The following is a 15,051-nucleotide window of genomic DNA, read 5'->3' on the forward strand; positions in this document are numbered from 1 at the left end:
GCGTCAGCCTTGGCGCGGCACGCCCCTGGCAAGCAAATAGACAAGATACGGCCCGCCAAGCAGCGAGGCGAACAGGCCGGCCGGAAGTTCGTATGGAAAGGCCACCATGCGCGACAACCAGTCCGATACGATCATCAGCAGCGTGCCGAGTAGCATTGCCGCTGCAAGATGGACATTTGCACGGGAGAAGCCGACGAACCGGGCAAGGTGCGGCGCGATCAATCCAACAAAGCTCAGCGGCCCGACGACCATGGCGGCCAGCGCGGTCAGGAGCGCAGCGACAACGATCAGCATCAGCCGGCCGCCGGCAAGCGGAACGCCCAGCCCGCGCGCGCTGTCGGGCCCAAGCGGCAGGATGTCGAGCCAGCGCGCGGCAAGGAATAGCGGCAGCGTCAGCGGCAGCAGGCAGGCCAGTATTATCCATGCGTCGAGGGCGGTCGCCTGGCCGGTCGAGCCGCTCAGCCAGCGCAGCAGCACATAGGACTGCGCATTGCCCATCGCGATCGTCGCGGTAATCGCAGCACTACACAGCGCGCTCATGGCGATGCCGGCAAGCAGCAGCCGCTCGGTGCCGAACTTTGCCCGCGCGGCGATGGCCAGCATGGCGATCAATGCCGCGAGTGCGCCAAGGCCGGATCCGGCGAGTTGCCAGCCGAGCCCGGCAGTGGCGTCGACCATCAGCACGGCGGTCAGGCCGGCACCGGCGCCAGTGCCGACACCCAGCACTTCGGGGCTTGCCAGTGGATTGCCGGTGACCCGTTGGATAACGACGCCTGCCGCCGCAAGCATGGCTCCGGCGGCGGCCGCCACGCCGATCCGAGGCGCGCGCCAGGCGGCGAGGTCGGCCAGCATATCGCCGCTGGCAATCGACCAGCCCACCGGGCCGCGCCCGACAATGAGCGCCACGGCAGCGCCGGCAAGCGTCAGCGCAAGCAGGAGCAGGATGATCAGCCATGGCCGCTCGGCCTTGCGCGGCGCGGCACCGATGGAGCCGAGATGCGGCCATTCCAACATGCGCAGCCGTGGCAACAACCAGAGCAGCAGGGGACCGCCCAGAAGTGCCGTGCCGGCACCGGTCGGAATGCGTTCGCCACCGGACCCGGCAGCCAGTTGCACCAATCCGTCCGTCAGCCACAGCAGCAAGGCGCCGATCAGCGGCGCAGCGATCAGCTTCTGCCGCAAGGTGCGTGCGCCTGAGAGCGTGGCCAGTGCTGGCGCCGCAAGGCCGACGAAACCGATCACGCCGACTTGCGCCGCGACGGTGGTCGCCATCCACACCGCAAGAGCGATGATAAGGAAGCGGCTGCTGTGACGGGCGACGCCGAGGCCGCGCGCCGAGGCGTCGTCGAGGCCAAGGATTGTCAGAGGCCGCAGCAGCATCAGCGCCGCGACAGCGCCGGCCGCCAGCCTGGCCATTAGCGCCATGGCCGGCCCCCAATCCTGCTGGACCAGCGATCCGCCGCCCCAGATGAACAGCGAGAACAGATAATCGCCGTTGGCGAGGATCGGGGCGGCGCTGACGGAACTGGCGGTCAGCGCCACCATCATTCCGGCAAGCACGACGGAGACCGGCTCCAGCCCGCGCCGCCAGGTCAACGCCAGCACCAGCAGCACCGCGGCGATGCCACCGGCAAAGGCGATCAACCCTTGCGACCGCTCCATCAGCAACGGGGCGTAGAGCGAGGCGATTGTCATGGCCAACTGCGCGCCGGCCGAAATGCCGAGCGTCGACGGCTCGGCCAACGGGTTGCGCAGCACATGTTGTAGCAGCAGGCCGGAGAGGCCGAGCACAGCGCCCGCCAGTACCGCCACCGCGGCGCGCGGCAGTGTGCTGTAGAGCAGGATGACACGGTCGAGATCGACGCCGTCGCCCGGCAGCGCGGCCGGCCACTGCATGCCGACGCGCCATGCGAGCAGGAATGAGGCCACCATTGCGAGGAGGCCCCACAAGGCGATCGGCGACAGTGCGATGGTAGCGCGATGGGTCATCGCGGCTTAGCCATGGCCCTGCACGGCAAGCGCCGCCGTCGCCAAGCGTGCGAAGCGGCGTGCCGACGGCAGGCAGCCGAAATGGTTGATCGGTTCCAGCACCGCAACGCGCCCCTGGCTGACAGCCGGCAGTGCGTTCCACAAGGCATTTGTCGGAATTGAACGCCCGACATCTGCCGGCAGCGGCGAGACGATCAGGATCGACGCATCGGGCTCACGCGCCAGGGCCTCCAGCCCGACTGGGGCTGCAGCGCTGTAGCTTGTCTCGTCGGTCCAGGCATTGGCGAGGCCGAGACGGATCAGCACATCGCCGAACATGGCATCGCGGCCGAAGGCGCGGAAATGCCTGGAGTCGCCGAGGCTGATGATGAAGACCGGCCGCCCCGACGATGGCAAGGCAGTGCTAAGCCGCGCGATTTCATCGGCCGCCTCATCGACGCAACGCTTCGCTTCGGCCTGTCGTCCGAGCTTTTCGCCGAGTGCCAGCGTTGATGCCTCGGCGAGCGCATAGGGCGACACCCCGGCCTCGTAAACCGCTTGCGCAAACACCGGCGCGATACGTTCGAGCATCGAACGCTGATATTCGTAGAAATTGGAGATGACGATCAGATCCGGAGCGATGATACGCAGCAGTTCGTAGTTGGGCGCGCCGCGCAGCCCGAGGTCGGTCACCGGCTGGGGAACGGCCGGCTCCGCCGCCAGTTTGCGGAACTGGATGAGTTCGGTCGCCGCCACCGGCTCGATGCCGAGCGCCAGCAAGGTCTCCAGCATGCCCCAGTCGATCGCGGCAACGCGCATCGGCGCTGCGTTGGCTGCATCGGCGGTAGCAGAGCCGCGGCCGCCAGCGCAAGCACCTGCCGTCGGTTGGGCGGATGGATCATCGCTGGCGGGTTTGGCAACGGACTACCAACTTGTGTGCGCCTTCAGCTTGAACGAACGGCCTTCGCCGTAGCTGCACGTCAGCGTCGTCTGGCAACTCGACACATAGGTCTTGTCGAAGAGGTTGGTGATGTTCAAATCGACGCCCCAGCTCTCTTTCTCGTAGCCGAGCTTCAGGTCGGCCAGAGCGACGGCCGGAACCTTCGCCGTGTTCTCGTTGTCGGCCCATGAGGAGCCGATATAGCGAACGCCGCCGCCGATCGAGATCCCGTCATACCAGTCGCCACGCAACGTGTAGTCGACCGAGGCAGAGGCCATCACTTCGGGGACGATGAAGGGCGTCTTGCCGATAAGCGCCGGATTGGCGTCCTTGGTGATATCGATGTCGTAGGCTGTGAATGCACCTGTGACCCGGAAATCATCGGTCAGGTTTACCTTGCCTTCGAGTTCAATGCCGCGCGAACGCACCTCACCGGTCTGCATCTGTGTGAAGAGAGTGACGTTCGAAGGCACATTCTGACGGGTCAGGTCGAACAGCGACAGGGTGAACAGGCCGTCGACAAAGGTCGGCACGTATTTGACGCCGACCTCGTATTGCGTGCCCTCTTCGGGCTTGAACAGATTGCCCATGGCGTCGGTGCCGATGATCGGATTGAAGAAGGTGGCGATGCTGGCGTAGGGGGTTACGCCGTTGGCGAATTCATAGGCCAGGCCGGCACGGCCGGAGAAATCGCCGACCGTGCTGCTCTGCGTGCTGGAGCTCGCCGAATAATATGTGGGGCCGTTATCGGCACCGAGCCAGCCACGGTCATAGCGGCCGTTCAACGTCACCAGCCAGCCATCGCCGAAACGCAACTGGTCCTGTGCATAGAAGCCAAGCTGCTTCTGTGTCAGGTTCTGGTTGAGGTAGCTGACGCGTGGGGTCAGCGGCGAGCCGTATGCCGGGTGGAAGGCGTCAATGGGATTGTCATAGGTGGGATCGTAGAGGCCTGAGGACTGGACCTGGTCGATGTTGTAATATTTGAAGTCGAGACCGGCCAGGATCGTATGTTCGACCGGACCGGTCACTACCTTGCCCTCGATCTGGTTGTCGGCAAGAAACGTCTTCGCCTGCGTGTCATGGTCGAAATTTATGCGCGCCAGATCGGTAGGCCCTCCGGTGAGTGACCAGCCGTTCGGATAGACGCTGACCTCATTGATGTCGGCGGCGGTGAAGCGGGCGTTGGAGCGCACCGTCCAGTCATTGTCGAAAGTGTGCTCGAACTCGTAGCCGACCGAGCCCTGTTCGCGCTTGTAGAGATCGATGCTGGGTTCGGTGAAGTTCGCATCGGAGTCGATGCGGCCGTAGTTCACACCGCCGACAATCCGATCGACGACGGTTCCTTCGTAGGGCAGGAAGCTGCCGCCATTGTGGTTCTCGTCGATGTGGCTGTAATTGGCCAGAATGGTCAGCGTGGTTGCTTCGTCCGGCTTCCAGGTGATGCTTGGCGAGATGAAGCCGCGCCAGCCATTTTGCAGGTCGCTATAGGTGTCGCCGCCGGCGACCTTGCCCGTCATCCGATAACTGACCGCGCCACTGTTGGCGACGTCGCCAATGTCGAAGCCGAGATAGACATTGCCGGCATCGTTGACGCCGGTTTCGACATAGCGCTTGCGTTCGAAGTCCGGCCGTCTGCTGACATAGTTGACCAGGCCGCCGGGATTGCTGCCGCCATAGAGCACCGAGGCCGGGCCCTTCAGCACTTCGATGCGCTCCAGCCCGAAGCTGTCGACGTAGAAGCCGCCGAAGCCGTAGCTGAACAGCTGCAGCCCATCCATGTAGGTGCCGGTGGCTGTCGCCTGAAAGCCGCGGATGAAAAGCCAGTTGGTGTCGCTGTCCGGGCCGAAGGGCTGTGCGAAGACGCCGGCCGTGTAGCGCAGTGCCTCGTCCGCCTTCTGCGCACCTTGGTCATCGATCTCTTGCCGACCGACCACCGAGACGGATTGGGGGATATCCTTGATTTCGGTGGCCGTCTTGGAGCCGGTCCTGGTCTTCTTGGCGACGACGCCGTTGACCGGCCCGGTCGCGCCGTCTCCCGATTCACCCTCGACCACCACCGGTTCCAGCTGAGTGCTGGTTTGCTGCGCGAGCGCGGCCGTCGGCGGGGTCATCGCGACCGCGGCGACACCGGCTGCCAGAAGCGACTTCATCCGGTAAGTTCTGTTCATACGAAAAGTCCCCGCCTGTCGACATTGAGATACTTGATCATTATCTCAACTTATCTGCGGGTCATTGGATGGATTTGGGCGGCTTGTTCATTCTTGTCCAAACAAGGGACATCACCGCGCCATGTTGCGGAAATGTCACTGACGACTGGCGCTCCTCATCCACGCGCCCGGCGTCAGTCCGACCACCGACTTGAACACGCGCGTCAGATGCGCCTGGTCGAAAAAACCGGTCGCCTCGGCGATGTCGCCAAGCGAGGCGGTGTCATGCGCCATCATTGCCTTCACCTTGCCGACCCGCGCCTGCATCTGCCAGCGATGCGGCGGCAGGCCAGTTGCTGCCTTGAAGGCATGGCTGATGGCGGTTTCGGACAGGCCGGTAAGCGCGGCAAGATCGGCAAGGCGGATCCTGTCCAGGCAATGCGCGTCTATGTACTCGGTGACGAGACGCAGCTTGCGACGCGACAGCGGTGACCGACGCCTGACGGCACTCGGCGGATCGATCTGGAAAAGGCTTGCGAACAAGGCATCGAGCAGGCCCTCGCCATAGAGATCATGCAGCGGCCGATCATTGTCGCATTCGGCGGCGATGAGGCCTGCGAGCATGGCGATGCGGTCGTCGCGAAACTGGAAGCGCGAGATCTGCAAGGCTTCGCGATCGAGGCTGCGGCCGAAGCGGCGCGTCAGCGTCGCCGCGTCGAAATGCAGGTCGAGATGCCGGATCCGGCGCAGCCCCTCGACCCGGGCGCGGATCGGCACTCCGGCCGGTATGTAGGCCATGGAAAATGCCTGGTCGTGACGGCGCTGTCCGCCCTCGACGCCGTCGACGAAGAAAGCGCCGCCGCCGTCGACATCGAGCGCGACAAACAGCCGGGGGTCGGGAGAAATGTAATGACCCTCGGCCCCATCACCGCATGAAACATCCCAGAGGTCGGCGACCACGCCGTCCCAGACGTGCCATTTCAGGTCGCCGATGACCGAAAAGCCCTCAATGCGGCTCTCCATGCGTGGAATGAAGGTCAAGTCCTGGTTTCCTATATCGGGAACGAGTCACTCTCGAGTATACATGATAAAAATAATCATATTTATGATCGGTCGGCGTCGCAAGCCCCGATCGTTTTGTACCGTCTCCAAATTCTCTGGATCTGCGCCAATGCTCTTCGGCGGCGAGAGCATCAGGGCGCCGTCGGACCTACACGCTCTCGAGATAGGTCTCGATCTCGAAGTCGCTGACATTGAGGGCGAACGTGTTCAGCTCCTGGCGTTTGCAGGCGATGAAGGAGTCGCGCAGGATCGCTGGAAAGATCTCCGCCACATGCGCCCCGCTTTCAAAGGCGGCAATGGCGGAGGCCCAGTCCGGCGGCAGCTTTGCAGGCGGAAGTCCCTGGCCATCGCTGCCGGTCGGATCGCCGGGCGATAGCTGTCTTTCAATGCCGATCAGTGCCGCGCCCAATATGGCCGCAAGCACCAGATAGGGATTGGCGTCCGCTCCCGATACGCGATGCTCGATGCGGCGCGCGCCGGTCGGGCCGCCGGGAATGCGGATCGCGACCATGCGGTTCTCGTAACCCCAGGCGACCGCGGTCGGCGCGTAGGATCTCGGACGAAGCCTGCGGTACGAATTGAAGTGTGGTGCGAACACCAGCGTGCTCTCGGCCATCGCCGCGAGCAGGCCGCCGACCGCATGACGCATGATCTCCGAACCCTGATCCGTGCCGTCGTCGAAGATGTTGCGTCCTTCGGCGTCGAGCAGGCTGAAATGAACGTGAAAGCCGTTGCCGGCGCGGTCGCCATAGGGTTTGGCCATGAAGCAGGCGGCAAAGCCGTGCTTGCGGGCAATACCCTTCACCGTGCGCTTGAAGAGCACCGCATCGTCGGCCGCCCGCAAGGCGTCCGCGACGTGGTTCAGGTTGATCTCGAACTGGCCGACGCCATTTTCGGCGATGGCGGTATCGACGGGAATGCCTTGGGCCCGGCAGGCTTCGTAGACATCATGGATGAAGGCTTCGAAATCGTCGATCTCGTCGATCGACAACGCCGCATCGGAATCGAGACGGCGTCCGGTTACCGGCGAGACAGGCCCGACCGGTCGCTGCGATTGCGGATCGACCAGATAGAATTCGAGTTCGGTGGCAGCGACCGGGGTCAGGCCGAGCGCCTTGTAGCGGTCGAGGATACGGGCCAGCGCGCGGCGTGGATCGCCCAGATAGGGTGCGCCGGCTTCGTCGGCGAGCCAAAGCGGGACGAGCGCCGTCGGATGCGCCGTCCAGACCACCGGCAGGATGCCGCGTCCCGTCCATTGGCAAAGCCCGTCGGCATCGCCGGTCGAAAAGACCAGCGTATTGCCTTCGATGTCCTCGCCCCAGACATCGAGGCCGATCAGCGAATAGGGCATGCGCAGCTTGCCTTCCAGCGCCTTGCGTGCCTGCTCGACCGGAATACGCTTGCCGCGCATGATGCCGTTGAGGTCGCACACCGCCGCCCTCAGGCTCTGGATTTCGCTTCTGCTGTCGAGCCAGCTCAGAACGTCCGCAATTGCATCGCTCAATTTCTAACCTCTGGTTTCGAAGGCGCCTCAGTCCTACTGGCTGTGCTATCCCTGGTAAGAATGCTTGTGAGTTTTCGGAACCCGCATCTGGCCGCAGCCGGAACGTTTTTCCTATTTTTTCAAGTCATTAACTGGGATATCGGGAGGCATTTCAAAACCAATTGCGCGATCTGCGATCGCAACATAGAGGTAAGAAGCCGGAAAGCCAAGGCTATTTCGAGCTGTGATGTCGGGGCCCGCCTTGGCCTTGAGCTGATGCCTCAGTTCCCGGCAGAAGCTTTGACGGGCCGGTTGTGCTTGCATCGGCGGAGCGCTTGCCTCGGCGACTGGCTGCGACATCGATCGTGGTCTCCGCGGCGTCGCTTTGCTCCTGCTCCGCCCAGCGATGACGACGTTGGTGATCCTAGTTCCTTCCTTCCGGAAATCTGGCGTGCCGCAGGATATGCGCCGCACCCTCGTCGATGTCGCGAACGATCGCCGCGCGGGCGCGCTCTCCGTCCTGGGCCTCGATCGCGGCGACGACCTCTTCGTGGTAGTCGATGTCGAGGATCGAGGCGAGATCGTCCTCGAAACCCATGGCGAGGTTTCGCAGAAATGGGCCGACCTGCATCCACACCGTCTCGATAAGAAAGATCATCTGCTCGTTGCCGCAATGGCGATAGATCGAGAATTTGAAGTGGTAGTTCTTCCTCAGATAGTCGTCTATGTCGCCCTTGCGGGCCGCCATGGTCAGCTCGGTGCAGTGGCGTCGGATCGTCCGCAGGTTGTTGCCGTTGATGAGGTTTGTCGCAAGCTCCGTCGCCGAGCCTTCGAGGATCGTCCGCACCGCGGTCAACTGCGAGAACCGTTCCGCCGATATCACCGGCACCTCGACGCTGCCGTTCGGCATTGGGCTTAGCGCGCGCAGCGCCTGCAGGCGCATGAAGGCGCTGCGCACCGGCATGTCGCTGGTCCCGAGCTCCCTGGCGAGCTTTCGTGAGGTCAGTTTCTGGCCAGGCGTGAACTGGCCGGACATCAGCGCCCGTACAAGCTCCAGGTAGACTTTCTCATGCAGGGGCACGGTGTCGACGGCGGTCAAGCCGAATTGTGTTCTGTCGGCCATTGGCGGGCGCGCTACTTCATTCGTTCTGAAATCTACCTTGGCGACATTCGTCGCGGGTAATCTTGGTTGGCCAACACGGCGGACGCCGAAGTCGATTATGGAGCACATGATAGACGCTTCGATCGTTGCGCTGCAACCCAGCCGGTCACCGGAAGGGTTCGCCGGTGGCGAGGCCGTTCGCGCCGGCGCTCTGTCGCGGTCGATCCAGCGCCGGCTGGTTCTCTGCCGCCGCCAGGCGTGTCAGCAAATTCATCGTGATCCTGCCGACATCGTTCATCGCATCGCCGGTCGGCAAGGCGCCGCACCAGGCGACTGAACTCGCGCAGAAGATCAAACCGCCTGACGGAAGATGGCGCAGCGTCATCTCCGCGCAGCGGCGTGCAGCATATTCGTTCGCTCCGCCTTCGTACCAGCGCGTCGCATCATGGACGAAACTGTCCGGAAAGCCGGTTGCACGCGCAATGACTATCGTATCGGGCGATGTGCCAAGATGCGGATCCGTGGCGTCGATCTCGTAGCCGGCTGCTCCGCCGAGCACGATGCCCTCGTCGCCGAAGGTCTCGTTGTCGACGCCCTCGAACAGCCAGGCGGCCGGCGGTTCGTGGCTTTGCGGAGTCCGCGTGAAAGGACGTGCGCCGTCAAACCCCATCAGCGAAATGGCGACGCCGGTCAGCGAGAATTCGCCGCGCCCGCTGGCGCGAAGATAGCCGCCCGGCTGGTTGGTGATCGACAGCGATTGTTCGGCGACCGGTCCATCCCAGGTGCGGCCCGCCTCGAGCGGCGAGCGGCGCAGTTCCATCAAATCGTCCTGGAACGCGACCTTGCCGGCAAAACCATTGCCACCAAGATAGGCAATGCTGCCGCCATCTGCGGCGAACCGGCGCAACGCATGTTCCATCTCGACCGACATGTATTCGGGATGGCTGCCGGTGACGACAGCCCGGTAGTCCCGCAGGCCCGCGAGGCCGCGCTCATGCAGGTCATGATCTGTGATGAGATCGAAGGCGATGCCGTTGTCGTGGCAGAAGCGCAGCAGGTGCAGGTCGACGGGCAGGTTGTGCGGGCATCCGCAAAGCGGATAATTGTAGTCGTCGCGCAGCGTCGCCTTGGGCTTCCTGTAGGAACAGATCGACACGCCGCTGAGGTCGCTATGATAATCATAGAGCGATTTCAGCTTGTTATCGATCGCGAAGCGATGGCCGCGATCGTCGCACCGCCATTCATAGAGATGCGCCGGCAGGAATTCGTCCGCGTAGGCGAGATAGGTTGCCGTCGGCACCAGGAACAACAGCGGCGCCTTGCGAGCCGACGAGGTGATGAAGAAGACGATGCGCTCCGATCCGCCATCATGGCCGATCTCGAAGGCATAGACGCCGGCGGGCGCCTCGGCAGGCACATGAAGATGATACGAGGCCGGCCACTGCAACGGTCCCATGTCGTCGTCATGGCAATGCACCGCGTCGTAGTGGGATGGCACCAGCCGGGGATCGAAACTGGACCCGTCCCAGCGCCGCGAGGTCATGCAGAACGCCGGTTGGTTGACCGTTTCCAGCAAGAGAACGCCATGCCCGCCCGTCGAGGCGAGCGGCCCGCTCGGCAGCAATGTGGGAAAGGTCCAGGCGACGCGTCCGGTCGTGGTTTGCAGTGAGATCGCTGCGAACTTGGCGTTCAGGGATCTGACATCGTTTGCCGCGCTCGCGCCGAACAGCAGGTCGCCAGACGGAGGCCGCCACGGCAGAGCGAATTGACGATGCAGGCGAAACGGCGCCAGCAGGTCGTCCGAGCTGATCTGGAGGACTGTCCCTCCGTCATCGGAAGAAATCTCGACGGCCAGCCAAGTGTTTGTCGGCAGCCTTTCGCCGGTTGGAAGCGCCTCGCCGTCGCGGCTGACGGTCAGTCGTTCATCCTGCAGCTGAAGCTGCAACCAATCGCTCTCGAAAAGCACGCGGACACCATCATTGCGGGTCAGATACACTTCGAAGGCGACGCCGCTGATTTCACTGGCCTTGGCGAGTTCCGGCGCGGCGATCTTCAGGAAGGAGCCATGATCGAAATCGCGATGCGACGGGACATTTCCGGTTGGCTCGATGTGCCAATCCATCAACCCGGCCGAGGGCGTGTCGAGCCGCACGATCGCCACGCTACGCACCTGCTGCGATGAAGAGAGGTGGAGGGCGACGGACGTTCCGGCCGACGCGTGCCAGGGCACGGTGTATCCTGAAACGGCCATGGCGCCATGATCGACTGGACGTTTCATCTCGATGGAACTCCGCGCCGCGATACCGGTCGGCGCAATCTTCTGGACGGCAAGTTCGTCAATTCCCTCGTACCCCTGTTTTCCATTCACACTACGGGAGGATCCAGCGTTTTGCGACCGCCCCCATCCAGTCGGATCGCGCGCCATGGCGAGGTCTGGACGAGGCGGCGGCACGGGGCGGCCTCTTCATCACAATTCTTGACCGTTCCCGCACTTGCACCTCTGGCCGCTCTCTGGCTTTTTGAGGTACCCATCCGAACGGACTGATTCGCGTCACGCCGCTCGATTGCAATGTCCCCAGGGCAGTTGTGGGTGGGTCGTGAAGCGCGCGCAATTGACGAAGGAGAAAACGGCATGGCGGAGTTCAAGAAGCCCGAGATCTCCGAGATGAGACCGAAGATCACCGTCGTCGGCGTGGGCGGCGGCGGCGGCAACGCGATCAACAACATGATCGCGGAACGGCTGGAAGGCACCGAGTTCATTGCCGCCAACACCGATGCCCAGGCGCTGACCATGTCCAAGGCGACCAGGCTGATCCAGCTTGGCGCCCACGTGACCGAAGGCCTGGGTGCCGGGTCGCTACCCGAGATTGGCCGCGCCGCGGCCGAGGAATCGCTCGACGAGATCATGGATCATCTGGCCGGCACGCATATGTGTTTCGTCACCGCCGGAATGGGCGGCGGCACGGGAACCGGCGCTGCGCCGGTCATCGCCCAGGCTGCCCGCAAGGCCGGCATTCTGACTGTGGGCGTCGTCACCAAGCCTTTCACCTTCGAGGGCCGGCGCCGCATGCAGATGGCCGAGGAGGGCATCGAGCGGCTGCGCGAAAGCGCCGACACGGTGATCGTGATCCCCAACCAGAACCTGTTCAGGATCGCCGACGCCAAGACCACCTTCGCCGATGCCTTCGTCATTGCCGACCGTGTGCTCTATGCCGGCGTCAGTTGCATCACCGATCTGATCGTCAAGGAAGGCCTGATCAATCTCGACTTCGCCGACGTCAAATCGGTCATGCGAGGCATGGGCCGCGCAATGATGGGAACCGGCGAGGCGTCCGGCGACGGCCGCGCGATGAAGGCGGCGGAAGCCGCGATCGCCAATCCGTTGCTCGATGAGATGTCGATGAAGGGCGCCAAGGGCGTCCTGGTCTCGATATCGGGCGGCAGGGACATGACCCTGTTCGAGGTCGATGAGGCCGCCACCCGCATTCGCGAGGAGGTCTACGAGGATGCCGATATCATCGTCGGCGCGATCTTCGACAAGAGCATGGAGGGTCGCTTCAGGGTTTCCGTGGTGGCGACCGGTCTCGACCGTGCGCTCGGCGCGGGCGACGCCGATGGCATCGCTCACGACCATTCCATGCCGTCCGCCGCCCGGACGTTGCAGTAGGATCTTCCCAATACCGCATTGATCCGGCCCGTGATTTTCGGGCCGGCTGCCTGAGAGATACCTCAGGGGGCGCTGAATCCTCATGCGTTGGATACCGTTCCCATCAGAAGCGAAACCGAAGACGGTTACGCTGTCCGCAAAATTTAAAACGTTTGCATTTTCGCGAAAGCTGATTACAAACGTTTCAAATTCATTCAGCGGAGGAATGATGACGACCCGCGTCATCACGCTCAAGGAGCTTGCGGCAAATCTCGACCTGTCGATCACGACGGTCTCACGGGCGCTTGCCGGCCATGAGCAGATCGCTCTCAAGACCCGTGAACGTGTCGCCAGGGCGGCTCGCCAGGCCGGCTACGTGCCCAACACCGCGGCGCGCACGCTTGTTTCCGGCCGCAGCGGTTTCGTCGGCCTGGTGCTGCCGATACGCGGCCCCAACCTGGTCGATTCCTTTCTCGGTGAGTTCGTTACCGGGCTCGGCGAAGGGCTGGTGTCACATGGCGCCGACCTTATCCTTGCCACCGCCGCGCTTGGCCATTCCGAGCTGTCGGTGCTGCGCCATGTCGTCGAATCCGGACGCGCCGATGGCGTCGTCGTCACGCGTATAGCCGAGACCGATGAGCGCCTCGCCTATCTCAACAGGCGCGGATTTCCGTTCGTCGCGCACGGCCGGCTACTCGACGCCGACTTCGACTACAACTGGCTCGACACCGATGGCGCACACGCCTTCGGCGAGGCTTTCGACATGCTCTACGATCTTGGACACCGCCATTTCGGCCTGATGACCATCTCGGAACCGATGACCTTTCGCCATCTGCGGCAGGACGGTCTCGCTGCGGCCATCGCCCGGCGCGGCGATCCATCGGTGCGGCTCGACGTGGTGACGGCGCCGCGCTTCGACCAGGAGGCGCGCATCGAAGCCGTCAACAGGATGCTGCAAGGGCCCGACAGGCCGACGGCGGTCGTCGCCCTGTTCGACGAACTGGCGCTGACCGTAATGGAGGAGGCCGCCCGCGCCGGCCTGACCGTGCCGCGCGACCTCTCCGTCATCGGTTTCGACAACATCGCCGCATCGGCCTATGCGCCACCGGGCCTCACCACTTTCGATGCCTCTATCCGCCAGTGCGCGCGCGAGATCGCCGACATGCTGCTCACAGTCGTCGCCGACCGGCCCGCGACACCGCTGACGCGGCTGGTCCGGCCGACACTCGTTGCCCGGGCAAGCCATGGACCCGCACCGCAGACAAGCAACTGACGCCGCAGCGACGGCGCCTATCCAGGGAGGAAGGCCATGATGAAAGCGTTTAAGACACTGGCTGGCGTTGTGTTGGCCCTGTCGGTCGCCACCGGCAGCACGCAGGCCCAGCAGGTATTGTTCTGGTCGACGCAGGCGCGCCCGGTCGAGGAAACCCAGAAGATGCGCGAGGAAGTGCTGAAGGGGTTTGATGGCGCGGTCGACTATCAAGTCGCCGAGGCCGGCCCCTGGCTTACCCGCTTGCAGGCAGAGCTGCAGGCCGGCTCGGGCACGATCGGCGTGCTTGGTGGCTTGCATGGCGACTTCTCCAGCGTCGGCGCGAACCTTGTCGATCTGTCCGGCGTCGATGTCGGCGGCGTCAAGGTCAATGACGCGTACAAGAAGCTTGGCATGCTCGGCACCGGCGAGCAGAAATACATACCGTGGATGCAGGCCACCTACCTGATGGCGGCCAACAAGCAGGCGCTGCAATATCTGCCGGCCGGCGTCGATCTCAACACCATCACCTACGACCAGCTGATCGAATGGTCGAAGACCATCGCCGAAAAGACCGGTTCGCCGAAATTCGGCTTTCCGGCCGGCCCCAAGGGGTTGAAGCACCGCTTCTTCGAGGGCTTCCTCTATCCCTCCTACACCGGTTCGATGGTGACCAAATTCCGCTCGGCCGAGGCCGAGACGGCGTGGAACAAGTTCAAGGAGCTTTGGCAGTACACCAATCCGAACTCGACTAACTACGCGTTCATGCAAGAGCCGCTCTTGACCGGTGAAGTCTGGGTGGCGTTCGATCACGTGGCGCGGCTCGCCGACGCCTTCAACAAGAAGCCGGACGATTTCGTCGCTTTCCCGGCGCCGGCCGGTCCAGCCGGTCGTGGCTTCATGCCCGTGGTGGCCGGCGTCGCCATTCCGAAGACCTCGCCTGATATCGACAAGGCCAAGGCGGTGGTCGCCTACATGCTGAAGCCCGAGACCCAGATCGCCACATTGAAGGCGACCAATTTCTTCCCCGTCGCCGACGTCAAGCTGCCCGACGACATGCCGGCTTCGGTCAAGGCCTTCGGCCCGGCGATCGCCACCATGACCGGTGCTCCCGACGCGCTGCCGGCGCTGTTGCCGATGGGGCTCGGCGACCTCGACGGCAAATTCAACCAGATCTACACCGACAGTTTCGAGCGCATCGTTCTCGGCGGCGAGGACGTGCATGGCGTGCTTGGCGAAGAGGCGACGGCGCTCAAGGCGATCATCGACCAGGCGAAGGCGCCGTGCTGGGCACCCGACAAACCATCCCAGGGCGCTTGCCCGGTGGAATAGGCAGCCAACCGGAATCCTCCCGAGGGGGGGGCCCCCCGCGGGTTTGGGGCCGGGGGCCCCCCCCCCCCCCGACCCCCCCCCCCCCCCCACCACAACCCCAGAGCACGTGTAAACAAAGAAGA

At 63.7% G+C, this 15,051-nt stretch carries 11 protein-coding genes; 3 read left to right on the forward strand and 8 right to left on the reverse strand.

Going from position 1 to position 15,051, the window contains the following annotated elements; all coding sequences use genetic code 11:
- Positions 1-3: 3 nt before the first annotated feature.
- From fhuB to NKI49_RS16265, 8 genes are all read right to left on the reverse strand, one after another.
- Positions 4-1,989, reverse strand: coding sequence for a Fe(3+)-hydroxamate ABC transporter permease FhuB (gene fhuB / locus NKI49_RS16230; protein WP_352598895.1), 1,986 nt, complete (start codon positions 1,987-1,989; stop codon positions 4-6).
- Positions 1,990-1,995: 6 nt separating this feature from the next.
- Positions 1,996-2,787: an ABC transporter substrate-binding protein gene (locus tag NKI49_RS16235; protein ID WP_352598893.1), complete on the reverse strand. Its 792-nt coding sequence runs from the start codon at positions 2,785-2,787 to the stop codon at positions 1,996-1,998.
- A gap of 105 nt (positions 2,788-2,892) precedes the next feature.
- The gene (locus tag NKI49_RS16240; protein WP_352695682.1) at positions 2,893-5,076 is read right to left on the reverse strand and encodes a TonB-dependent siderophore receptor; all 2,184 of its coding nucleotides are present in this window, start codon (positions 5,074-5,076) and stop codon (positions 2,893-2,895) included.
- A 135-nt stretch (positions 5,077-5,211) separates the two neighbouring features.
- On the reverse strand, positions 5,212-6,096 hold the full coding sequence (locus NKI49_RS16245) for a helix-turn-helix domain-containing protein (RefSeq protein WP_352598891.1): 885 nt from the start codon (positions 6,094-6,096) through the stop codon (positions 5,212-5,214).
- A 169-nt stretch (positions 6,097-6,265) separates the two neighbouring features.
- Positions 6,266-7,621, reverse strand: coding sequence for a glutamine synthetase family protein (locus NKI49_RS16250; protein ID WP_352598889.1), 1,356 nt, complete (start codon positions 7,619-7,621; stop codon positions 6,266-6,268).
- Between the two features lie 111 nt (positions 7,622-7,732).
- Complete coding sequence (locus NKI49_RS16255; protein ID WP_352598887.1) at positions 7,733-7,960, reverse strand: hypothetical protein; 228 nt, start codon at positions 7,958-7,960, stop codon at positions 7,733-7,735.
- Between the two features lie 64 nt (positions 7,961-8,024).
- Positions 8,025-8,723, reverse strand: a complete 699-nt coding sequence (locus NKI49_RS16260; protein ID WP_352598885.1) for a GntR family transcriptional regulator — start codon at positions 8,721-8,723, stop codon at positions 8,025-8,027.
- A gap of 145 nt (positions 8,724-8,868) precedes the next feature.
- Positions 8,869-10,980 (reverse strand): N,N-dimethylformamidase beta subunit family domain-containing protein, encoded by a 2,112-nt coding sequence (locus NKI49_RS16265; protein WP_352598883.1) that lies wholly within the window; start codon positions 10,978-10,980, stop codon positions 8,869-8,871.
- 354 nt (positions 10,981-11,334) lie between these two features.
- On the opposite strand from NKI49_RS16265, the gene ftsZ reads away from it, so the two are divergent.
- The 3 genes from ftsZ to NKI49_RS16280 all read left to right on the forward strand — a co-directional run bounded on the left by ftsZ (position 11,335) and on the right by NKI49_RS16280 (position 14,929).
- Complete coding sequence (gene ftsZ, locus NKI49_RS16270; RefSeq protein WP_352598881.1) at positions 11,335-12,369, forward strand: cell division protein FtsZ; 1,035 nt, start codon at positions 11,335-11,337, stop codon at positions 12,367-12,369.
- 208 nt (positions 12,370-12,577) lie between these two features.
- Positions 12,578-13,621, forward strand: a complete 1,044-nt coding sequence (locus NKI49_RS16275; protein WP_352598879.1) for a substrate-binding domain-containing protein — start codon at positions 12,578-12,580, stop codon at positions 13,619-13,621.
- 36 nt (positions 13,622-13,657) lie between these two features.
- The gene (locus NKI49_RS16280) at positions 13,658-14,929 is read left to right on the forward strand and encodes an ABC transporter substrate-binding protein (RefSeq protein ID WP_352598877.1); all 1,272 of its coding nucleotides are present in this window, start codon (positions 13,658-13,660) and stop codon (positions 14,927-14,929) included.
- Positions 14,930-15,051: the final 122 nt, after the last annotated feature.

Origin of the sequence: Mesorhizobium sp. M0587 (genome assembly GCF_040320945.1) — a bacterium.
Lineage (GTDB): Bacteria > Pseudomonadota > Alphaproteobacteria > Rhizobiales > Rhizobiaceae > Mesorhizobium.